Annotated in this window: 19 protein-coding genes; 11 read left to right on the forward strand and 8 right to left on the reverse strand. The window is 62.6% G+C overall.

Annotated features, from left to right (window positions below):
• Positions 1 to 40: 40 nt before the first annotated feature.
• Complete coding sequence (glnT, locus tag EFD56_RS09660) at positions 41 to 1,348, forward strand: type III glutamate--ammonia ligase (RefSeq protein ID WP_085744164.1); 1,308 nt, start codon at positions 41 to 43, stop codon at positions 1,346 to 1,348.
• 101 nt (positions 1,349 to 1,449) lie between these two features.
• Positions 1,450 to 2,334, forward strand: coding sequence for a formyltetrahydrofolate deformylase (gene purU, locus EFD56_RS09665; protein ID WP_010007577.1), 885 nt, complete (start codon positions 1,450 to 1,452; stop codon positions 2,332 to 2,334).
• 42 nt (positions 2,335 to 2,376) lie between these two features.
• Here purU and EFD56_RS09670 read toward each other — a convergent pair whose 3' ends face one another.
• From EFD56_RS09670 to EFD56_RS09690, 5 genes are all read right to left on the reverse strand, one after another.
• Complete coding sequence (locus EFD56_RS09670; RefSeq protein ID WP_085744163.1) at positions 2,377 to 3,198, reverse strand: oxidoreductase; 822 nt, start codon at positions 3,196 to 3,198, stop codon at positions 2,377 to 2,379.
• Positions 3,199 to 3,483: 285 nt separating this feature from the next.
• Positions 3,484 to 4,230, reverse strand: a complete 747-nt coding sequence (locus EFD56_RS09675; protein WP_085744162.1) for an NADPH-dependent F420 reductase — start codon at positions 4,228 to 4,230, stop codon at positions 3,484 to 3,486.
• A gap of 155 nt (positions 4,231 to 4,385) precedes the next feature.
• Positions 4,386 to 5,015, reverse strand: coding sequence for a TetR/AcrR family transcriptional regulator (locus EFD56_RS09680; protein WP_085744161.1), 630 nt, complete (start codon positions 5,013 to 5,015; stop codon positions 4,386 to 4,388).
• A gap of 17 nt (positions 5,016 to 5,032) precedes the next feature.
• Positions 5,033 to 8,143 (reverse strand): efflux RND transporter permease subunit, encoded by a 3,111-nt coding sequence (locus EFD56_RS09685; RefSeq protein WP_085744160.1) that lies wholly within the window; start codon positions 8,141 to 8,143, stop codon positions 5,033 to 5,035.
• Positions 8,143 to 9,261, reverse strand: coding sequence for an efflux RND transporter periplasmic adaptor subunit (locus tag EFD56_RS09690; RefSeq protein WP_085744159.1), 1,119 nt, complete (start codon positions 9,259 to 9,261; stop codon positions 8,143 to 8,145). Before EFD56_RS09690 ends, EFD56_RS09685 begins: the two co-directional genes overlap by 1 nt.
• A 90-nt stretch (positions 9,262 to 9,351) precedes the next feature.
• Between EFD56_RS09690 and EFD56_RS09695 the strand changes: the two genes are divergently transcribed.
• The 4 genes from EFD56_RS09695 to minE all read left to right on the forward strand — a co-directional run bounded on the left by EFD56_RS09695 (position 9,352) and on the right by minE (position 12,211).
• A complete protein-coding gene (locus EFD56_RS09695) occupies positions 9,352 to 9,939 on the forward strand; it encodes a TetR/AcrR family transcriptional regulator (protein ID WP_085744158.1) in 588 nt (195 codons plus the stop codon).
• 393 nt (positions 9,940 to 10,332) lie between these two features.
• Entirely contained in the window at positions 10,333 to 11,055 is a 723-nt protein-coding gene (gene minC / locus EFD56_RS09700; RefSeq protein WP_064832237.1) for a septum site-determining protein MinC, read from the forward strand.
• An 83-nt stretch (positions 11,056 to 11,138) separates the two neighbouring features.
• Positions 11,139 to 11,954 (forward strand): septum site-determining protein MinD, encoded by an 816-nt coding sequence (gene minD, locus EFD56_RS09705; RefSeq protein ID WP_004674691.1) that lies wholly within the window; start codon positions 11,139 to 11,141, stop codon positions 11,952 to 11,954.
• Positions 11,951 to 12,211: a cell division topological specificity factor MinE gene (gene minE / locus EFD56_RS09710; RefSeq protein ID WP_012490694.1), complete on the forward strand. Its 261-nt coding sequence runs from the start codon at positions 11,951 to 11,953 to the stop codon at positions 12,209 to 12,211. The genes minD and minE overlap by 4 nt, the downstream gene beginning before the upstream one ends.
• Before the next feature lie 98 nt (positions 12,212 to 12,309).
• On the opposite strand, the gene EFD56_RS09715 is transcribed toward minE, so the two are convergent.
• Positions 12,310 to 13,341, reverse strand: coding sequence for an aldo/keto reductase (locus EFD56_RS09715; protein ID WP_126905156.1), 1,032 nt, complete (start codon positions 13,339 to 13,341; stop codon positions 12,310 to 12,312).
• 225 nt (positions 13,342 to 13,566) lie between these two features.
• Positions 13,567 to 14,847, reverse strand: coding sequence for a flavin monoamine oxidase family protein (locus EFD56_RS09720; RefSeq protein ID WP_085744156.1), 1,281 nt, complete (start codon positions 14,845 to 14,847; stop codon positions 13,567 to 13,569).
• A gap of 117 nt (positions 14,848 to 14,964) precedes the next feature.
• Here EFD56_RS09720 and EFD56_RS09725 point away from each other — a divergent pair, with 117 nt between their 5' ends.
• The 5 genes from EFD56_RS09725 (at position 14,965) to EFD56_RS09745 (ending at position 19,316) form a co-directional block, all read left to right on the forward strand.
• Entirely contained in the window at positions 14,965 to 15,945 is a 981-nt protein-coding gene (locus EFD56_RS09725; RefSeq protein ID WP_085744155.1) for a 3'-5' exonuclease, read from the forward strand.
• 178 nt (positions 15,946 to 16,123) lie between these two features.
• Entirely contained in the window at positions 16,124 to 16,270 is a 147-nt protein-coding gene (locus EFD56_RS09730; RefSeq protein WP_004669789.1) for a DUF1127 domain-containing protein, read from the forward strand.
• A 574-nt stretch (positions 16,271 to 16,844) separates the two neighbouring features.
• Positions 16,845 to 17,681 carry a 5-dehydro-4-deoxy-D-glucuronate isomerase gene (gene kduI, locus EFD56_RS09735; protein ID WP_085744154.1) on the forward strand — a complete coding sequence of 279 codons (837 nt, stop codon included), beginning with the start codon at positions 16,845 to 16,847 and terminating at the stop codon, positions 17,679 to 17,681.
• Positions 17,678 to 18,442: a 2-dehydro-3-deoxy-D-gluconate 5-dehydrogenase KduD gene (gene kduD, locus EFD56_RS09740; RefSeq protein ID WP_269465986.1), complete on the forward strand. Its 765-nt coding sequence runs from the start codon at positions 17,678 to 17,680 to the stop codon at positions 18,440 to 18,442. Before kduI ends, kduD begins: the two co-directional genes overlap by 4 nt.
• Positions 18,443 to 18,569: 127 nt before the next feature.
• Positions 18,570 to 19,316, forward strand: a complete 747-nt coding sequence (locus EFD56_RS09745) for a FadR/GntR family transcriptional regulator (protein WP_037144802.1) — start codon at positions 18,570 to 18,572, stop codon at positions 19,314 to 19,316.
• 9 nt (positions 19,317 to 19,325) lie between these two features.
• Here EFD56_RS09745 and EFD56_RS09750 read toward each other — a convergent pair whose 3' ends face one another.
• Complete coding sequence (locus tag EFD56_RS09750; protein ID WP_126905157.1) at positions 19,326 to 22,613, reverse strand: GH36-type glycosyl hydrolase domain-containing protein; 3,288 nt, start codon at positions 22,611 to 22,613, stop codon at positions 19,326 to 19,328.
• Positions 22,614 to 22,625 lie beyond the last annotated feature (12 nt).

The following is a 22,625-nucleotide window of genomic DNA, read 5'->3' on the forward strand; positions in this document are numbered from 1 at the left end:
TTCATCATCAAGTGTCTAAGATCAACATAAGGGGACAAACGTGACACTGGACCTCTCGCAATACGCTGCCGAAAAAGGCATCAAATATTTCATGATCAGCTATACGGACCTGTTCGGCGGCCAACGCGCCAAGCTGGTCCCGGCCGAAGCCATCGCCAATATGCAGAAGGATGGCGCGGGCTTTGCCGGCTTCGCGACCTGGCTCGACCTGACGCCGGCCCATCCCGACTTGTTCGCCGTTCCCGACGCTTCCTCCGTCATCCAGCTGCCCTGGAAGAAGGACGTCGCATGGGTCGCCGCCGATTGCGTCATGGACGACCAGCCTGTCGAACAGGCGCCGCGCGTGCTGCTGAAAAGACTGATAGCCGAGGCTGCGAAAGAGGGGCTCAGGGTCAAAACCGGCGTCGAGCCGGAATTCTTTCTCATCTCGGCCGACGGCTCGGTGATTTCGGATCAGTTCGATACCGCCGAGAAGCCTTGTTACGATCAGCAGGCGGTGATGCGCCGCTACGACGTCATCGCCGAGATTTGCGACTATATGCTCGAGCTCGGCTGGAAGCCCTATCAGAACGACCACGAGGATGCGAACGGCCAGTTCGAGATGAACTGGGAATATGACGATGTTCTGAAGACGGCGGACAAGCACTCCTTCTTCAAATTCATGGTCAAGTCGGTCGCCGAAAAGCACGGGCTTCGCGCTACCTTCATGCCGAAGCCCTTCAAGGGCCTGACCGGAAACGGCTGCCATGCCCATATTTCGGTCTGGGACGTCGACGGCAGGGTCAACGCCTTCGCCGACAAGGAGATGGCTTTCGGCCTCTCGGCGCAGGGTAAGACCTTCCTCGGCGGCATCATGAAACATGCCTCCGCACTTGCCGCGATCACCAATCCGACGGTCAATTCCTACAAGCGCATCAACGCGCCGCGCACCACCTCCGGTGCCACCTGGTCGCCGAACACGGTGACCTGGACCGGCAACAACCGCACCCACATGGTGCGCGTGCCGGGGCCGGGACGTTTCGAGCTGCGCCTGCCGGATGGGGCGGTCAACCCGTATTTGCTGCAGGCGATCATCATCGCCGCCGGCCTCGACGGCATCCGCAGCCAGGCAGATCCCGGTCCGCACCACGATATCGACATGTATGCCGAGGGGCACCTGGTGAAGGACGCGCCGCGGCTGCCGCTCAACCTGCTCGACGCGTTGCGCGCCTATGATGCCGACGAGGGCCTCAAGGCGGCGATCGGATCGGAATTTTCCGCCGCCTACCTCAAGCTCAAACACCGGGAATGGAACGCCTACTGCTCGCATTTTACCGAGTGGGAGCGGGTGAGCACGCTCGACATCTGAGCGGCCGGCCGACATCTTCGATGCGCGCCGACACGCCGGGCTGACAAGCTTCGGCGTGATCGCATCCCCAGGCAGCTGATCCGGCCAAGAAAGAGACAGCCATGAAAAACGTCGTACTCACCGTAACCTGCAAATCGACGCGCGGCATCGTTGCGGCGATTTCGAGCTATCTGGCCGAGAAGCGCTGCAACATCATCGACAGCTCGCAGTTCGACGATCTCGATACCGGCAAGTTCTTCATGCGCGTCAGCTTCATTTCGGAAGAGGGTCTGGCCGGCTCGGCGATCAGCGCCGATTTTGCCGCCGTCGCAGCGCCCTTCGAGATGGACTATGATTTCCACGACAGCGAAAGCCGCATGAAGGTGCTGCTGATGGTGTCGCGCTTCGGCCATTGTCTCAACGACCTGCTCTACCGCTGGAAGATCGGCGCCCTGCCGATCGACATCGTCGGCGTCGTCTCCAACCACTTCGATTACCAGAAGGTCGTCGTCAACCACGACATCCCCTTCCACCACATCAAGGTGACCAAGGAGAACAAGCCGCAGGCCGAAGCCCAGCTGGTCGAGCTCGTCAACCAGACCGGCACCGAGCTGATCGTGCTTGCCCGCTACATGCAGGTCCTCTCCGACCAGCTCTGCAAGCAGATGTCGGGCAAGATCATCAACATCCACCATTCCTTCCTGCCGTCCTTCAAGGGCGCCAATCCCTACAAGCAGGCCTATGAGCGCGGCGTAAAGCTGATCGGCGCCACCGCCCATTACGTCACCGCCGATCTCGACGAAGGCCCGATCATCGAGCAGGACACGGCCCGCATCACCCACGCCCAGAGCGCCGAGGACTATGTCTCGATCGGCCGCGACGTCGAAAGCCAGGTGCTGGCCCGGGCCATCCACGCCCATATCCATCACCGCACCTTCATCAACGGCAACCGCACCGTCGTCTTCCCGGCAAGCCCGGGAAGCTACGCCTCCGAACGCATGGGGTGAATGCCCCGGTCAGCCGACGCCGTCCGGAAGTTTGGGCAAGTCTCAGGACGCCGGACGCTTTCCGAAGCCGAACGTCTTGCGCAGGCTGCTGTCAACCGCTTTTGCCGGCATAAATCTGCGCAGCCGGCTTAGAAGCGTCGCCTGGCCGCCGGCCGGTTGACGCATTTTGTAGGGGCCGTTGATTGCCGCCAATATCTTCTCCGCGACGGTTACAGCCGACGGCGCGGTTTTGATCTGGGCTTGTACCGCCTTGATCGTCGCCTCGGCCTGCGCTGCATAGGCTCCCAGGGGTGCCGCGGTCTGTGCTGCGTTTACATCGAGCTTGGTGTTGGTGAAGGTCGGTTCAACCAGCACGACGCGCACGTTGAACTCACGAATTTCATGATCCAGCGACTCGGACAGCCCTTCGAGCGCATGTTTGCTGCTGGCATATATTCCCATGAACGGCGCCGGCAGGAAGCCGAGGACCGAGCTGATATTGATGATCAGTCCGCTGCGAGCGGCGCGCATGGAGGGCAAGGCAGCGCGGATCATGCGCAAAGGGCCGAAAACATTGGCATCGAATACCGTGTGCGCTTCGGAAGTCGACGTGTTCTCGACAGGGCCGACCAGCGAAACGCCGGCATTGTTGACCAGGATGTCGATCTTGCCTGCCTCGGACAAAACCCATTGAACAAAATTGGAGACCGAAGCGTCATCGGTCACGTCGACAGTTCCATAGCGTACGCCGGGGATAGCGTTGACACGGCTAGGGTTGCGTACGCCCCCAAAGACCTGGAAGCCGTGTTGCGTGAGAAGGCGGGCTGACGCTTCACCGATACCGGAGGATGCGCCGGTAATAACGACAACTCTGTTTTGGGACATGCATGCTCCTTGGCTTTTGGCGCGAGTGGTTGATGACGTGCTTCAATAGAAGGTCGGAACTTTTCACCCCGTCGCCAAAGGACAGCTCCTCAGAACCTGGCACCAAAGCACGTAAGATTTCGATCGACATCTATAATCGTTATAGATGTCAATCGAAATATAAAATCAAGCACTTTTTGTTTTGCGGCGATTTTTTCCGATGATCGCGCCACCAAACCCGCACGGACATGGCGCCGAACCCGAAGGCCCGCCGACATTTCGGCGGGAGCATGAGCCTGAACGGGCTCAGGATTTCGGCGCGGCAGTTCCCGCTCGGTTTCGCGCGACCATTTCGTCATGAGTCAAGCCCGTGCCTGCCGCGAAGAATTCCTTGATCAGGGCGTCGCGATTGTCGGCTGCGCGGAATCGATCCGCCGATCGCAGGGCCTCCTTCAGCTCATTTGCTGCAAGCTCCGTGCAATAGGCAGGGGTGCCGGGCTGCTGACGCCAGGACGCTGCCAGCCCTCCTGCATCCAGCCCATCGAAACCGGTGGCCTCAACCAGCCCTATGGCAATCGCCTTTGCTTCCGGAGCATCGCCTGCAACCGGAATGGCGATGCGCCCATCCGTGCCGTCAGGCTGCCCCTTCTCCGCCAGCGTCGCCGCCAGCACGGCGTTCCAGGCCTTGACGACGGGCCTGCCGATTTGGCCGCTCACCCAAACGCTTTCGGGCATGCCGCCATCGACGTCGGCGATCGCACCGTCGCGAAACGGATAATAGTTTGACGTATCGATCACCACGACCTCTTCAGGCACGTCGTTGAAGAGCCCGCCAAGATCGCGATAGTTAGCGAACGGGATCGAAAGAACCACCACCTCGACGCCCCCGACGGCTTCCTCCTTGGAAACGGCGGCCGCTCCGATATCGCCGGCAAGCTCGCGGATGGTGTCCGGCCCCTTCGAATTGGCAAGCTTGACCGCATGGCCGGCGGCGGCGAGTTTTCTCGCCAGCGTCGCGCCGATATTCCCGGCACCGATGATTCCGATCTTCATGGGATGTCCTTTCTCTGATGTGGAAGTAAGCCCGTCTCAATCGCGGGCGGGGCGAGCGAATGCGTGCAGAGTGTCGCGCAGACCAGCCCCGCGTCCGTGAACTGGCGGGCGGTTTTGATCTGCCGGTGACCGCCCAACATGCGGCACGCAGAGCTTCACCCTGACGTCTCGCGGTCCTCTGTGCCGAGCGCTTTCATGATGAAGCGGATTTGGGCATGGACGCTGACTGCGGCGGCCTCACCCTCCTGAACGCGCCGTTCGACCAGAACCGGATGGGAAAACGGCAAGAAGGCGGTGACGATGCTGTGCGCCGCTTCGTCGGCGTCTCCGACTTTGAACTCGCCCGCCTGCTGCCCCTCGCGGACAAGGGCTTTGAGGATTGCCAGGATGTGATCATTGTGCGCGTTGAGGGTTGCCCAACTTCCATCCGTGGCGGCGACAAGCAGTTGGTGCATTGGTCTGTCCTCCACCAAGGTTCTCGCGCTGTGCCGGTGAATGGCGGTCAAGAGATCAGCTAGCTTTTTGCTCGCCGGCGCATCCGATCGTGCAATTTCCAGAGCGATTTCAGCAACCTCTTTGACAACAAGTCCGCAGACGGAACTGTTGATCGCCGTCTTCGAGGGAAAGAAGCGATAGATATTGGCGCGGCTCATTCCGAGTTCCGAGGCGATGTCAGCGACCGACGTCTTATGATAGCCGATCCGCCGAAAATACCTTTCCGCCACCTCGAGAATCCGCGTCCGCGACTGCTCGAGGTCACTTGCTATCGGGTCCGCAAAATTCATCACCCCTCCGGAGAACATCACTCGGCAGCCAATGCTGTCGGTATTCCCACCTCTTTCGGCGAATTTTCATGGCTTTCATTTTTCGTCGGCTTGATGCGGAACCAGCTGGCGTAGAGAGCGGGAAGGAAGAGCAAGATCATCACGGTTCCGACCGCCGTTCCACCGATCAGCGTGTAGGCCATCGACCCCCAGAACACCGAATGGGTGAGGGGAATGAAGGCAAGGACGGCGGCAAGGGCTGTCAGGATGACGGGACGCGTGCGCTGCACCGTCGCCTCGATGACGGCGTGATAATCGTCGAGGCCGGCTGCCTTGTTCTCCTTGATCTGTTCCGTCAGGATCAGGGTATTGCGCATCAGGATTCCGGCCAATCCGATCAATCCGAGAATGGCGTTGAAGCCGAACGGCTGATTGAAGAGCAGCAGCACCGGAACCGCCCCGGCAAGACCGAGCGGCCCCGTCAGCATAACCATAGTCATCGTCGACAGGCTGCGGACCTGCAGCACGATGACGATCAGCATGGCGGCAATCATCGCCGGAAAGATTTTGACGAGGGCGGCGTTGGCCTTGAGCGACTCCTCGATGTTCCCGCCCATCTCGATGCGATACCCTACAGGAAGCGAGGCGATCAGCGGCTGAAGCGCCTTCATGACCTGCTGGGACACCTCGGGGGGCTGCGTCGCCTCGTCGATATCGGAACGGATCGTGACAACGGGCGTGCGGTCGCGACGTTTGAGGATAGGCTCTTCAAACCGGATCTCGGAATGACCGATCTGATCGAGCGGAACCTGTCGGCCGTCCCGGCTCATCAATGAGAAGTCTGCCAATCGCGACGGATCAAGCCGGTTGTCGCCAGCACTGCGTGCGATGACAGGCACGTTGCGAATATTCTCGCGAACCTCGGTAATCGGAATCCCGCTCAGCAGCAGTTGCATCTGCTGGGCTGCCTCCGCCGGCGAAAGGCCGATCAGGCCCAGCCGTTCCTGATCTGGAACGAAGCGCACGACCGGTGTGCGGTTGCCCCAATCACGGTTTGCCTGACGTACATCCGGCACGCTCTTCATCATCTCCAGGGCCTTTTCGGAGAGCCGGTACAATTGGTCGGTGTCAGGCCCCATGATGCGGAATTCGACCGGAAACGGCGTATAGGGACCGAATACGAGCTGGGTGACGCGGACATAGGCCTCCGGAGCAAGCCCATCCGATATGGCCGCGCGCAGGCGAAGCTTCAAAGCCTCGCGCGTGTGAGCGTCAGGGGTCAGCACGACGATCTTGGCGAAGGACGGATCCGGCAACTCGGGCGCCATGGCAAAGAAGAAGCGGGGAGCGCCCTGACCGACATAGCTCGTCACTGTCTTCGCTTCCGGTTGCTGTTGCAGCCAGTCTTCGAGCTTCCCGACCGTGGCGGCCGTCGTCTCGATACTGGTCCCTTCAGGCATGCGGACTTCAACCAAAACCTCCGGACGATCCGACGTCGGGAAGAACTGCTGCTTTACCGATCCCATGCCCACGACAGAGACCCCCATGACGATGGCAACCACCGCACAGGTGACGAACTTGTGGCGCACGGTAAATTCGATCATCCCCCGCAGGCGGCGGTAGTTCGGGGTGTTGTAGATGGCGTGATGGCCGCCTTCGACCGGCTTGATCGCCGGCAGCATCTTGACGCCGAGGTAGGGCGTGAAGATCACCGCGACAATCCAGGATACGATGAGGGCAAAGCCGACGACCCAGAAGATGTTGCCGGCATATTCGCCGGCGGTCGACCGGGCAAAGCCCACCGGCATCAGCCCGATGATCGTAACGAGCGTGCCCGACAGCATCGGGGCCGCGGTATGGCTCCAGGCATAGGCGGCGGCCTTGATGCGATCCATCCCTTCTTCCATCTTTACCACCATCACCTCGATGGCGATGATGGCGTCGTCGACCAAGAGGCCGAGCGCCAGGATGAGCGCACCAAGAGTGATGCGATCGAAGAACCGGCCGGTTTCCAGCATGATGAGGAAGACGACGGCAAGGGTGAGCGGAACGGCCAGAGCCACGACGATACCGACACGCCAACCGAGACTGACGAGGCTGACGAACAACACGACGCCGAGCGCCATGGCGAATTTCAGCATGAACTCGCCCACGGCTTCGTCGATGTTGACGGCCTGGTCGCTGACCTTGGCGAGCGTCATGCCGAGCGGCAGGGTCTTGGCGATCGCCGCGGATCTTTCCTCCAGCGCCTTGCCAAGCTCCAGACCGTTCCAGCCCTGCTGCATCACCGCGGCCAGCATGATGGCGGGCTCGCCGTCATGGCGGATGAGATAGGTGGCCGGATCTTCATAGCCGCGCCGCACTTCGGCAAAATCCGAGAGTTTCAAGGTGCGTCCGGCCGCGACGATCGGCGTGTCTGATATCGCCTGGATGCTGTCATAGGCGCCATCGAAGCGAATGAAGACCTGCGGCCCGCGCGTATCGATCGATCCCGCCGGCGTCACGGTGTTTCGCCGCTGCAAGGCGGCCGCGATATCCTGCGCTGAAATGCCGAGCGTGGCGAGCTTGGCATAAGAGAATTCGACGAAGATCTGTTCGGGCCGCTCGCCCAGGATGTTGATCTTCTTCACTCCAGGCACATGCAGAAGATCCTGGCGGATCACCTCGGCCTGGCGCACGAGCTCACGCATCGGCATGCCCTTGGCCTTCAGCGCATAAAGACCGAAGCTGACATCGGAGTACTCGTCGTTGACAAAGGGACCGAGCACGCCCCGGGGCAGGTTGCGCGCCTCGTCTCCAAGCTTCTTTCGCGCCTGATAGAATTCCTCCTCGACGGCCGTGGACGGCGTGCTGTCCTTCAAGGTGACGGTCAGGAAGGCGTATCCCGGCCGCGTTGTCGTCTCGACACGATCGTACCAGGTGAGTTCCTGGAGACGCTTTTCGAGCGGCTCGGCGACCAGATCCTGCATCTCGCGCGCAGTCGCGCCTGGCCACACGGTCGTCACGGTCAAGGTTTTGATGGTGAAGGAGGGGTCCTCGGCGCGCCCGAGCTTGACGAAGGCATAGGCGCCGGCGGCGGCCAAGAGAACGATGAAGAACAGCGTAACGGCCCGCTCGCGAACGGCGAGTGCGGATAGATTGAAGGTCATCAGTTTGCCGCCTCTGCCTGTCCCACCTTGGTGCGCACGCTGGCGCCGTCCTGCAGCAGATGGGCGCCGAGTGCGACGACCGGCTCGCCAGCATTGACGCTGGAAACCACCGCCACCTCCTCACCCAATTGTTCTATTTTCACCTGCCGGAAGTGGACGGTCGAAGATTGCGCATCGAAGACCCAGACGCCGGTTCGGCTGCCATCGTCCAAGACGGCGCCGACCGGCACCGCGGAATGCGATTGACCAGTGCTGCTGGCGATTCTGATCGTCACCGTCGCACCGAGCGGCGCCGAAGCTGCAGCGCCATCGAGAACCCAACGCGCCTCATAGGTGCGGGTCTGAGGATCGGCAGCATCTGAGATCTGCCGAAGCCGCGCCTTGTCCTGCCGGCTCTCGTTTCCGTAGATGCTGGCGTCGGCTATCTCGCCGATTTGCGGCCGCAACGACTCCGGAAGCCAGACGAGCGCTTCGCGCGGACCGGCCTGCGCCAGACGGATCACGGTTTGGCCCGCCGTCACGACTTGACCCGGCTCTCCGAGCGTTTCGACAATGGTCCCGTCAGCATCGGCAACCAACAAAGAGTAAGTTGCGGCGTTTTCAGCGACCCTTGCCTCCGCTTCCGCTGCAGCCAGTTGAGCCGTTGCAGTATCGAGCGCAGCCTTTGCCTGTTCATAGCGCTGCGGCGAAGCCGCCGCCAAACCGCTTTTCGCCAACGCTGCGTAGCGTCTCTCGTCTGCTTGCGCCTGGGTCAACACAGCTTGTGCGGAGACCACTGCATTGTGTTTCGCCGTCAGTGCGAGACGCAGATCGGTCTCATCGATGCGCATCAAAGGCTGGCCTGCCTTGACCTGCTCGCCAACATCCACATAACGCTGCATGATCTTGCCGGGCACACGAAAACCGAGATTGCTCTGCACCCGGGCGGCAATGGTACCCGTAAAGGTGCGTTCGGCCGTTTCCGGCTTCTTCGCTTCCACCAGTTTGACGAATGGCGGCGCGATTCGCGGATCGGCGGCTTGCGCGCTTTTCTCCGAGGAAACCCCGAAAAGCACGAACGTCGTGGCGCCGGCAGCTGCCAGAAGGCCGAAAGAGGCGAGGAGGATTTTGCGGTTCATGTCGGTAAGCCTTATTGACGGGCTGAATTAGATTGCGATCTAACTCTAATTCTGCTATAGATGTCAAATGAAATCTAATTGGAGATCGCAATGAGAGTCAGTCGCGCTCAAGCAGAGGCCAATCGTGAAACGGTGATCAATGTCGCAAGCCGGCTTTTCCGAGAGCATGGATTCGACGGCATCGGGCTGAAGGATCTGATGAAAGGGGCCGGCCTCACCCAAGGCGGCTTCTACAAGCAGTTCGCGTCGAAGGATGATCTTGCGGCGCTGGCCTCTGGGCGAGCAATGGAGAGCGCCATTGGCAGGTGGTCGAAGGTTGCCGCCGGAAGCGCCGATCCCTTCGCCGCGGTTGTCGGCATGTATCTGTCGACCGGCCACCAGGGAGAGAAGGGTGACGGCTGCCCCTTGGCAGCACTTGGGTCCGATGCGGCGCGCCAGAGTGAAGAGGTGCGACTTCCGTTCCAGAATGGCATCGAGGCGCATCTTCAGGTTCTCGACGAATTGATCCCGGCATCGGACGGCGCGAAACCCTACGACAAAGCCATGGTCGTCCTGTCCCTCATGGTGGGCGCCGTAACCATCTCTCGCATCATGACCGATCAGGGCATGTCGGAGCAACTGCTCGAAGCGGCCGCTGATGCCGTCAAGCGCATCGCGGGCGAAACAGCGGAGGGATGAGATCACCGGCTCTGCACCGTCATTGCCGAAAATGATCAGCGCAGGCAAATGGCCTCACCGCTCCTCACCCGCGCATTCAGAGGTCCTCATGATCCATAACGCCGCTCCCGGAAGCCCCGGAAGCGACGCCTCCGAGCACACGGGGTGAGTCGCCGAAGGGTTAACGCAGCGCTAAGAACCGCGGTGATGCTGTCGACGTGATCGCCGAGCAACAGATCTTCATTCCGATCATAAATGAGGATTATTCACTCTTCGTATTAATTCAATCTTTTCATCTGCTTAAGCAAAATCTTCGACTGATGGAAGCGACATTGCGTTAGGGAATTTCGAAGCTGCGTTAACTTTTTGTTAACCATGTCGGCGGTAGACATGGTCAACGATTTCTTCACACAGATGACCAAAGTGCTAACAGACGCTCGCTCTATCCGCATCAAGGGCCGCTCTTTCCTGGCGGTCATGCTCTCCCCGGACCTTCCGTTCGACGATTGGCTGGCGAGGCTCGACGATCTGGCCGCGCGTTCGGCCGGCTTCTTCCTCGGACGCCCCGTCGTGCTCGACGTGACGGACCTGCAGATCGACAAGCCGCAGCTGAAGGAGCTCATTGCCGAGCTCGGCAAGCGCAATGTCAGCATCATGGGCATCGAGGGCGCGCGGCCTTCCCTTCTCGGCGCGGGCATGCCGCCAGCGCTCAAAGGCGGCCGCTCCGCCTCCGACATCGAGGTTCAGGCAAGCGAGCCTGTCGAATCGTCGAGCAAACCGGCGCCTCCCGAAATCCGCCCGGCAACGACGCAATCGATCGTCATCCGCGAACCGGTGCGCTCCGGCCAATCGGTGATCTTCCCGGAAGGCGACGTCACCATCGTCGGGTCGGTCGCCTCGGGCGCCGAGGTCATCGCCGGCGGCTCGGTCCACATCTACGGGGCGCTGCGCGGCCGCGCCATGGCAGGATCCATCGGCAACGCCTCGGCGCGGATCTTCTGCCGCAAGCTCGAGGCCGAGTTGGTGGCCATCGACGGTATCTACAAAATGGCGGAAGACATGGCGCCCAATCTTCGCGGACAGGCTGTCCAGCTCTGGCTCGAAGATGATGCGATCATGGCGGAAAAACTGACCTGACCACAGCGCCGCGCGTCTTCAAAAGACGCGCAAAGGACGCGGCGTAACACTTGAATTACTGCGGCACGGCAAAGGAGAGAGAAATGGGGAAAGTGATCGTCGTCACGTCAGGCAAGGGCGGGGTCGGAAAGACGACCTCGACCGCCGCATTGGGAGCGGCGCTGGCGCAACGCAATGAAAAGGTCGTCGTCGTCGATTTCGACGTCGGCTTGCGCAATCTCGACCTGGTGATGGGGGCCGAACGCCGGGTCGTCTACGACCTGATCAATGTCATCCAGGGCGACGCCAAGCTCCCCCAGGCGCTGATCCGCGACAAGCGGCTGGAGACGCTGTTCCTGCTGCCGGCGTCGCAGACGCGCGACAAGGACAATCTGACGGCCGAGGGCGTCGAGCGCGTCATCAACGATTTGAAGCGCTATTTTGACTGGATCATCTGCGACAGCCCCGCCGGTATCGAACGCGGCGCAACGCTTGCCATGCGCCATGCCGATGTCGCCGTCGTCGTCACCAACCCGGAAGTGTCGTCGGTGCGCGATTCCGATCGCATCATCGGGTTGCTGGATGCCAAGACTGCCAAGGCCGAACGCGGCGAGCGGATGGAAAAGCACCTGCTGCTGACCCGCTACGATGCCAACCGCGCCGAACGCGGCGACATGCTGAAGGTCGACGACGTGCTGGAAATCCTCTCCATCCCGCTGCTCGGCATCGTGCCGGAAAGCATGGATGTGCTGCGCGCCTCCAACGTCGGTGCGCCGGTCACGCTGGCCGAAAGCCGCAGCCCGGCCGCCATGGCCTATTTCGATGCCGCTCGCCGGCTCGCCGGCGAGACCCTGCCGATCGCCATCCCCGAGGAAAAGCGCAATATTTTCGGCAAGCTTTTCGGACGGAGGGCGGCATGAATATTTTCCGCCTCTTCAACAAGCAAAGAACCGCGCCCGCCGCCCGTGAACGCCTGCAGGTGCTTCTCGCCCACGAGCGCGCCTCGGCGGGATCGGACCTGGTCACCCTGCTGCGCGAGGAAATCCTTGCGGTGATTGCCAAGCACGTCGAACTCGACCATGACAAGGTGCAGGTGACGATCGACCGTAACGAATTTGTCTCGACGCTCGAGATCGACGTCGAAATCCCGCTAAACGCGGCCGTGCAGGCCGCTTGAGGGCGCCGCGAAGCGCCGGTCAACTTTTCGAAAAGCCGCCATGGAAACATGGCGGCTTTTCGTATTCTACAGCCCGGTCACGCCAGAGGCCGGAAGGCTCAGCGGCCGCCCTCGATCTTGCGGTGGCGCTGCGCAATCCCGCCTTTGCCATAGGGATAATCGAGCGGCTGCGGCGCGCTGACCTCATTGAGCCTGGCCATTTCCTCGTTGGAAAGCTCGACCTTCATGGCGCCGAGATTGTCGGCCAGCTGCTCGGGCGTGCGGGCGCCGAGAATGACCGAGGTGACGGCCGGCTGCGCCGCCGTCCAGGCGAGCGCCACCTGCGCCATGCTGACACCGCGGGCTTCGGCGATTTCCTGCACGGCGCCGATGATCGCCCAGGTGCGTTCCTGGGCATTGCGCGGCGCATAGGATTCGCTGCCGCGATTGGGGTTCTCGCCGAGCCGGGTGGCGCCGGTCGGCATCTGGTCGCGCTTGTACTTGCCGGTCAGCCAGCCGCCGCCGAGCGGCGACCACGGCAACAGGCCCATGCCGGCATCCTGGCAGGCGGCAACGATCTCCAGCTCGATGTCGCGCGCTAGCAGGCTGTATTGCGGCTGCAGCGTCACCGGCCGCGTATAACCCCGCGCCTTGGCAATCTCCGACGCCTTGGCGATGTGCCAGCCGACATAGTTGGAGAAGCCGTAATAGCCGATCTTGCCTGACGAAATCGCATCGTCGAGGAAGCGCAGCGTCTCTTCGATCGGCGTCAGCGCGTCCCAGGCATGCATCTGGTAGAGGTCGATCTGCTCGAGGCCGAGCCGGCGGAGCGAATCGTCGAGCGCCTGGCCGAGATGCCGGCGCGACAGGCCGATATCGTTGGGGCCGGTGCCCATCGGAAACCGGCCCTTGGTGGCGACGATCGCCTGGCGGGCCTCGGTCGGGCGCGCCTTCAGCCAGCGTCCGATGATCTCTTCCGATTTGCCGGCGCTGTAGACATCGGCGGTATCGATGAAATTGCCGCCCCAGGCAAAGTAATCGTCGAGCAGCTTGTGCGAGGCCGCCTCGTCGGCCTCCGCGCCGAAGGTCATGGTGCCCAGGCAATAGGCGGTAACGACGGCCCCGCTGGGACCGAGCTTGCGATAATCCATGTCTTCCTCCTGATGCGGAGGCCCGCAGCCGACGCGCAAAATCGCCGGGGTAGAAGCCGGGGCTTCCGCAATCCAATGACAATATCGAGCTTGAGGCGGCCTCTGCCGCCGGGTGACGTCTGGCGCCCGGGGCTCATCCAGAGCAGGGGCGAGGGCAGCATAACCAATCCCGCCTCCGCCACAAGTGGGAAAACATATTCCCGCCCGCCGCGCTAGCGGCGATAGTCATGCATTTCTGGAAAACGCGCCGGCAATCAGATCGGCTGCGGCAACCCCGGTCTCGTAGGCGCCGTGCGCCGTCGAATAACGCGAATGCGAACAGGCTTCGCCGGCAAAGAAGATTCGCCCGTCATGCGGTGCTGCGAGGACCATACGCTGATCGGAGGCGCCGGGTTCGGCATAGGAATAGGAGCCGCCGATATGGGGTGCGGCGGCCCAGGTCGAAATCGCCGCCAGCGACAATTGCTTGCGGATATCCGCGCCGAATTGCCCCGCCAGCTCGTCGGCGGCAAAAGCAAAGGCAGCCTCGCTGCCCTCCCGCTCCAGATCGTGCGCGAGGTCGCCGGCAAAATAGGCTTCGACAACAGCAGCGCCGAGCGGCCGGAGCTGATAGGTGCCGGTTGCACCGCGGCTGATGGCGCCGAGCATATGGGTATCGGCCGGCAGCGCCTCAGGACGCGCAAGCCCGAGGAAGAGCTTGTCGGCGAGGCCGAGCGGCAAACGGGCGGCCGCCTGCGTTTTATCGGGCAAGGGCGGGTCGAAGGCGATTTTTTCGGCGGCAAGCATATTCGTCGAAACGGTCACCAGCACGGCGCGGGCACTCAGCACCCCCTGGTTCGTCTCGATGCCGATGCGGCCGGCATCGCGGTGATCGATGCCCCTGACGTTGACGCCGAGCCTTGCCGGAACCGGCCTGCCATAGAGCGCGATCAAGGTTCCATAACCCTCGCGCACCCGCCAGTCGGGGCCGGGGCCGGGATCGTATCTGTTGTAATCGGCGACCGACGAGCGTTCCAGTTCGGCACCGGTGATATAGGTGCCGATCGCCCGGATCTGGCCGTTCCAGGGATTGCCGGGCTCGAGCGCTGCGGCCAGATCCGTATCATCGCCGTCATGGCTGTCGAGCCGTTCGAAATAGGCGCCGATCGCCTCTTGCGCGGCTTGGGTGTCCGCCTCGTCCCGCTGCAGCCGCCGGCCGCCGTTCCAGGGCGCCGGTGTGCGGTCGACCGTCAATCCGACCTCATCGGCAATCGCCGTCCAGGCATTGGTCCGCGCCCCGTGCAGCCAGCCGCAGCCGAGATCGAGCGCGACATCGGATGCTCCCGGCAGCCCGACCGTCCAGGCCCTGCCGCCGAGACGGTCGCCGGCTTCCAGCAACAGGATGGAAAGCTCCGGACGGATCGCCTGCAGGCGCCGGGCGGCGGCAACGCCGGCGGCGCCACCGCCGATGATCACCACGTCCTTGTCGGCGCCCTTGTCGGAACCATTGCCGTTGTCACCGGGCATGTCTTCTCCCCTGGCTGCTGACGCCCAGCTAAACTTTCCTGTCCATGAAAGGCAAGGCCTGGGTATAGCGCCCGGCGGGCGGTGGATTAAACCGCGCCTGCGTGACATATAGCTCCGATGAGCGTGCAGAGAGATTCGCAACTCGACATGTTTGCCAAGCCGTCGCCGGCGGCGGCGAAGGTGCGCGCTCCATCGCGCCGGCCGCCGTCGCAGCTGGACGCCCGCTCCGATGAAGACATGGCCCGCGCGCTTGAAGAGAGCGGCAACTACCGCATTCTCAGGAAACTGATCGGCCGTCCGATCGCCTCGGTCAGACGGTCGGAATTTTCGCGGCTCGGCGTCGTTCTCGACACGGAAACGACGGGTCTCAACCATCGCAGCGACGAGATCATCGAAATCGGCGCCGTCGCCTTTACATTCGACGACGACGGCGCAATCGGCGATATCGTCGGCATCTATGGCGGCCTGCAGCAGCCGTCGCGGCCGATCCCGCCCGAGGTCACCCGGCTGACGGGAATTACCGATGCGATGGTCGAAGGACAGGTGATCGACATCAGATCGCTCAGCGCTCTGATCGAACCCGCCGATCTGATCATCGCCCACAATGCCGGTTTCGACCGGCCGTTCTGCGAGGCCTTCTCGTCGCTCTTCACCGGCAAGGCCTGGGCGTGTTCGGTGGCGGAAATCGACTGGAGCGCGCGTGGCTTCGAGGGCACCAAGCTCGGCTATCTCGTCGGCCAGGCCGGTTATTTCCATGAAGGCCATCGCGCGGTGGACGACTGCCACGCGCTCTTGGAAATCCTCGACCGCCAGCAAGGCGAGGGTGAAAGCCCCTTTGCCGAGCTCTACCGGGCCAGCCAGCGCTCGCGCATCCGGATTTTCGCCGAACACAGTCCATTCGAAATGAAGGACCATCTGAAGGCGAGAGGCTATCGCTGGTCTGACGGAAGCGACGGCCGCCTGAAATCCTGGTGGATCGAAGTCGGCGAAGACGACCTCGACGATGAGCTTTCCTATCTGCGCGCGGAAATCTACAGATGGCGAGAGGCGGACCCGCCAACCGTGCGGCTGACGGCCTTCGATCGCTTCAAACCTTGACCGCGAAGCGGTTCGGATCCTGAACACCCTGACACGACCCATGCAAACGCCGCATAGGTGCAGTGATGCATTGGCGCTGCAACAACCGCGGGTCTCATATTATATACAGCGCATCGAAGCGAACGAAGCGCCAAGGACTGGCAGCTAGGCTTCGAAAGCCCACGGAAAGGGGATCATCATGAACGTAGCACGCTCTTTCAACAATTGGCGCAAGTACCGTCAGACGGTCGCTGAACTGGGCCGTATGACCACGCGCGAACTGGACGACCTCGGCATCGGCCGCGGCGAAATTCGCTCTATCGCCCGTGCAGCCATCGGCCGCTAACGGCTCGACAGACGACCATCTTCGAGCCTTGCCCAGCGCCTGCTTCTCCCGAGCGGGCGCTTTGCTTTTGCGGCGTCTGCCAGCCATGAGCATTTCGCATAATGCATGGCTGCCTTGCAAAGAAATGCCTATCGACTGGGCAAAAAATAAGTATGATTATTTCCATCGAAGCGATGCACCTCCTCCCGCATCTCTTCGATATGCAGGCGCCCATCCTCCTCCCAGGGTCGCCTGCGGGAACGACAGCACTCCTCCTCCCAGCTGTCGTTCGGTTCTTTTCGAAAGCCTGCCGCACCTCCTCCCGCGGCAGGCTTTTTCGTTTTGGCCACCTACAAACGGACCGCGCCGCATGCGGCCGCTTGCCATGGTGATGTCCTCCTCTGTTCTCAGTTCTGCTTCAACGCCCCCACGGCCTCGTATCTCGTCGAGCAAGCGCCGACAAAGCTGTTGACACCGAACTTGTCGTACAACTATGTAACCAGACGGATACCACCGCGGCGGAAAACGTCTGAGATGACCCGCTTTCCGCAATAGCGGCACTGCCTGACGACAATGAAGCTGAAGGAAAATTGACATGCAGATCGATGTGAGGCACGCCTCCCACCCCGAGGCCGTGCGCGGTTACGACACCGAAACGCTGCGGCGTCACTTTCTGGTCGAAACCATCTTCGAAGGCGGCGAGATCCGGCTGACCTATTCCCATTACGACCGCATGGTCATCGGCGGCGCCACTCCGCTCGGCGCCGGGCTGACGCTGACGGCGCCGACGGCGATCGGCCAGGAAACCTTCCTTGCCGAGCGTGAACTCGGCGCCCTCAACATCGGCGGCGCCGGCCGCATCATCGTCGACGGCGTAAGCTACGATCTTGCCAAATATGATTGCCTCTACGCCGGCAAGGGCGCCAGGGACATCAGGTTCGAGAGCGCGGATGCCGCCAATCCGGCCAAGTTCTATCTGGTTTCGACGCCCGCCCATCAGAGGCATCCGACCGTGCTGCTCACCCGCGAAAAGGCCCGCCACCTGACGCCGGGCGAAGCGGCGACGGCCAACAAGCGGTCGATCTACCAGTTCATCCACCCGGAGGTCTGCCAGTCCTGCCAGCTCACTCTGGGCTTCACCATGATCGAGCCGGGCAGCGTCTGGAACACCATGCCCGCCCACACGCATGACCGGCGCATGGAAGCCTATCTCTATTTCGATCTCGAAGCCGAGCAGCGCGTCTTCCACTTCATGGGCGAGCCGCAGCAGACCCGGCACATGCTGGTCGCCAACGAACAGGCGGTCATCTCGCCGCCCTGGTCGATCCATTCCGGCGCCGGCACCAAGAATTACAGCTTCATCTGGGCGATGGCCGGCGACAACAAGAGCTTCACCGACATGGATCACATCGCCATTGCGGATCTGAGGTGAGCGCCGTGGCCATTCCCTTCGACCTTTCCGGCAGGACGGCCGTCGTCACCGGCGCCAATACCGGCATCGGCCAGGCCATCGCGGCGGCGCTGGCCGGGGCCGGCGCCTCGATCGTCGCCGTCGGGCGCTCCTCGATGGACGAAACCGAAGCACTGGTGAAGGAAGCGGGCAGCCGCTTCCACGTCATCAAGGCCGATCTCGGCACGATCGAGCCGGTCAAGGAGATCGTCGCCGAGGCCATCCAGACTTTCGGCGGCCTCGACATCCTCGTCAACAATGCCGGCATCATCCGCCGTGCCGATGCGCTCGACTTCACCGAAGAAGACTGGGACGCAGTGATCGACGTCAACCTGAAGACGGCCTTCTTCCTGTCGCAGGCGGCCGGCCGTCACATGGTCGACAAGGGCAGGGGCAAGATCATCAACATCGCCTCGCTGCTGTCCTTCCAGGGCGGCATCCGCATCCCGTCCTATACCGCCTCGAAAAGCGGCCTTGCCGGCCTGACCAAGCTGCTTGCCTGCGAATGGGCCGGCAAGGGCGTCAACGTCAACGCCATCGCGCCGGGTTATTTCGTCACCAACAACACGACGGCGCTGCGCGAGGATCCGGATCGCAATGCCGCTATCCTCGCCCGCATTCCGGCCGGGCGCTGGGGGAAGCCTGATGAACTCGGCGGTGCGGCCGTCTTCCTGGCGTCGTCGGCATCCGACTATGTGCATGGCACGGTGCTGCCCGTCGATGGCGGCTGGCTGGCGCGGTGATCCACCTCGCCGGATGACCGGTATAGAGCTGTCGCGCCGCCCGTCGTTTTGCCTTTCCGGCCGGCATGCGTTAGCACAGGGGTAGCGGTCGCCGCCGCCACCTCGACAGGCAGGATTTCGATCGGGAATGACGGATAAGGACAACGCGCTCTTCACAACCAATCGCCAGCCGCCGAACCTGCGCAGCAGCCTTGCCGATACGCTGATGGCGCAGATCGAATCCGGCGACCTGAAGCCCGGCCAGCGCCTGCCGACCGAACAGGCGATCATGGCCGCGACCGGCGTCAGCCGAACGATCGTGCGCGAGGCGCTCGCCACGCTCCGCGCCAAAGGCCTGATCACCACGCATCAGGGCCTGGGGGCTTTCGTTTCGAACGATCCCAATCCGCGTTCCTTCTCGATCATTCCCAACGACCTGCAGTCGATCGACGAGGTTCTGCGCGTGCTGGAGCTGCGCATCGGGGTCGAATATGAAGCCGCCGGTCTTGCCGCGCTGCGGCGCACGCCGGAGGATATCGAGCGCATGCAGGACCGTCTCGATGCCCTCGACACGGCGCTGGAAAAGGGCGGATACGGCGCGCAGGAGGACTACGCCTTCCATCGGTCGATCCTGGTCGCGACGCAGAATTCCTATTACAGCCGCCTGTTCGACACGTTCGGCGACATCATGGTGCCGCGCCAATGGGCGCGCCTCGACAAGATGACGGCTTTCGAGCGCCAGCGCCATGCCGCCCGCATGCGCCGGGAACACCACGCCATCTTCGCGGCGATCCGCGACGGCAACGAAGCGGCCGCGCGCCGCGCCATCCGCACCCATCTGTCGAAGAGCGCCGCGCGCTTCGAAGAACTGCGCGACGCGACAGAGCCATCCTGACCGTCTTCGTTACGTCTGTGGCTTCGGCTTCATCAACCGCCGCCAGGCGGCATGATCCGTCCTCAGATCGACCGCGGCGTGCGCCGCCGGCAGAAGCGGTTTGCGCCGGCGCCGACCGAAGCGTCGTTTGAAGCCGAGGATATTTTCCACGAAGCTCCTGGTATAAAGGCCGGGCCCGCTTGAATAAATGCGCCATCCGCCGTCGACCGCGATCTTGCCCGCCTTGAGGCGCGCCCAATCGTCCGCCGCCTGATAGCGGTCAGGAAAGGCCGCGTCGCTGCTGCTGAAATAGGTGTTGCGCTGGCGCAGCGACGCATGCGGCAAGGCCGCCGTGACGGCGATCGGATTGACGACGGCAATCGCCTTCCAGAGCGCGTCCACCGCAGCGTCGAGCGCAAGCGTTTCGCAATAACGCAGATGCGCATGCACATACATCAGTCCGATCTCGCGGCCGAAGAAGGAGGAGGATTCGGCCCGGCGGAACAAGGCCTCGGGTCCGCCGGTATAGGTCGCGGGCTTTTCCATCAGCCGGACGCCGTCGGGGAAAAGCAGATGCTTCTCGATCAGCCGCATATGATCGCGCCTCTGCGCCGGCGTGAACAGCTTGCCGAGCATCGCCTGCGTCATCGCGATCAGGGAGAAGGAGAGGCCGGTGCGCGTGTCGGTCGGATGCAGCAGCAATTCGACGCCGTCATGAGCGGGATCGAAGATGCCATAGCCGGCAACGACGCCGTCACGGACGAGATGACGGTTGAAATCCCGACGCATCGCCATCGCGATCTTGCTGAAGGACTTTGCCTCCTCGCCTCGGCCGAGGCGACGCAGGATGGCGGAATAGCGGACAATCTGCTCGTAGAGCAGGGCGACGGTCCAGCTGCTGACCATCCAGTCGCGCAGATGCGGATCGGCCGGCTGCAGGGAATCGTTCCAGTCGCCCTCGCCATAACGGATCAGATGGGTTCCCGGGATGAAACGTTCGCGGACGGTATCGAGCAGCTTCTCGACATGGATGGCGATGGTATCGGCTTTCGGCGCCTTCTGCATGGTCTTTTCGTCGCGCCAGGACACTTTCTCGTCGAGAACGGCGAGGTCGCCGGTCGCTTCGACATAGTCGCAGAGCGCTTTCAGCGGCCAGATGACGATATCGCCGTGGCTGTCACCCGCCCGGATATTGGCATAGGGCTCCAGCATGAACCATTGCGGCCAGTCGCCTTTTTCGAGGTATTGCTCGCTGAAGACCGTTTTCAGTACCGCCTTGGCCTCGCGGTCGTGCTCATAGGCGAGCAGGAATTCGATCGGCCCCTGGCAGGCGTCGCGCGTGCCCCAGGCCGCGCCGGTATATTGCTCCAGCCCGTGCGGCACGCTCAGATGCACGATGGCGTCATGGGCAAGCCAGGGCAGGAGGGTCGCCTGGGCGGCAAGATCGGGCGACGCGTCGTCGATCCCCATGCCGCGCACGGCCTTGCGCCAGAATGTCGATGCCGGCGCGAGCATGGCCTCATCGCTGACGCCGACTTCATACCGGCGCGCCAGCCGCTCGGCGTCTTCAGCATCGGTCATCGAACCGACGACGGCGAAGGAGAGGGACTGCGTCGGCCGGGAGCGCAGCGCCACGAAAGCGCCGTTGCGCGCCAGACCATCGGTATAGAGCAGTTCGTCGCCGCCGATCTCGTCGATGGCATCGGGCGTCGAACTCACTAGCCAATAGACGGCATCAGGGTAACGCTCGCCCCAGAGCCAGGCGGCGTCGGGCCGGAAGGAGATGCGTTTGCGCGAAGGGTCGAAGTCGATCTGCCCGCCCGCGTCATATTCACGTTCGCCGAGCACGACATGGCCGAAGACCAGGAAGCGGCACGGCTTGCCGTGAACGGAGACGCTCCATTGCATTGCCGCATCCGCGCCGGAGGCGACAGCCGTGACGATGATCGTGCGCCCCGGGCATTGATAGATCCAGCGGCAGTCGCTCAGCCCCATCTCGAAGGCCGAGGGCACCGCCAGAAGCTGCCAGCCGACACCGAGATCGGCCATGATGCGCAGCCCGCTGGCGCGCGTCAGATTGTAGGGATCGCGCGAGACGGAAAAGAGCTTGTGGAAGGAGGTGTTGCCGATCGTCAGCTGCGCGGCGAAAATGCCCTGCATCCAGCAGGTGGCGGCGAGTGTGGCATCATCCAGCAGCATGTTCTGGCCGCTTCGGACGATCGCACCGTGGCGCCGCGTAATGATGAGCTCCTTGTCGCGCAGCACGACGTGGCGGTTGAGCACGCCGTCCGGCACGAAAAACGAGAGCAGTTTTCCGTGGCCGCGCTCTTCCAGGCGGCGCTCGGGATAGAGCCGGTTGATCGTCTTTTTGTCGAGCGGCTCGGCCTCCAGCAGAGAAGCGTCCTGGAGCAGGCTGCGGACTTGTGCTGCCGCCTCCGGATGAGCGGCCGCCTCGTCCGGCAGCGCGATGCCGTCGAGCCGCGCAAGATCGGCATCGCTCGACGCCTTCGGATGATCGGCGGCGAACAGGGCGAAAAAACTCGCCGTCGCGCCATCGGATGCGACCGAGAGCGGTCTCGATTGCAGGGCAGGGCAGGCCGTCTCCTGCTGCCGCCGTTCGCTCGGCAGCCGCGTGCCGAATGCACCGACCAGCAGGTCGTCGAGCCGATCCTTTGCCTGCACCAGCTGGATCGCATCGGTGGCATAGCCGACAGCCCCGTCGAGGCAGCCTTGCGCGAGCCAGGGATTGCGGGCGCCTGATTGTTTGAGATTTTGCCGGTTTATCACAACGCAACCGTAGGCCTTGTGGTCGGCGATGTGGTGATCGACATATTGCGAGGCATAGGCCTCGCTGTTCATCAGAAAGCCGCGGTCGCCGAGGCCGACATCCTGGATCAGCACCAGATCCGCCGGCAGCGTTCCCTCTTTCAGATGCCGGATCGAGGCCCGCCAGAACCATGCCGTTTCAGAGCGGTGAAGGGCGAGGCGGACGTCATAGGCGACATCGCCTGTCTCGCCGCTCCAGGAAAAGCTCGCCGCATCATGGGCGAAACTGCCTCTCGCACGCGGCCCGACGATCTCGACGACATCGGGGCGGGCGCCGCCGACGCGCAGGTAAAGGCGGCCGATGCCGCCGATGAGCGGCGAGCCCTGGATCTGGTTGATCTGCACCGCCCCCTTGTCGTCGGCATATTCGATGGCAAATAACGTTCCGTTCGGCAGCGCCGATATCGACAGGCCGGAACCGTTGCTGATCGTAAAGAGGCCAAGCTCTTCACGTCGTGGCATCTGCAAACTGCGCGTCCGGTTGGGGGCCATTGAGATCTCGTC

This window comes from Rhizobium phaseoli (assembly GCF_003985125.1).
In the GTDB taxonomy this organism is placed as follows: Bacteria; Pseudomonadota; Alphaproteobacteria; order Rhizobiales; family Rhizobiaceae; genus Rhizobium; species Rhizobium phaseoli.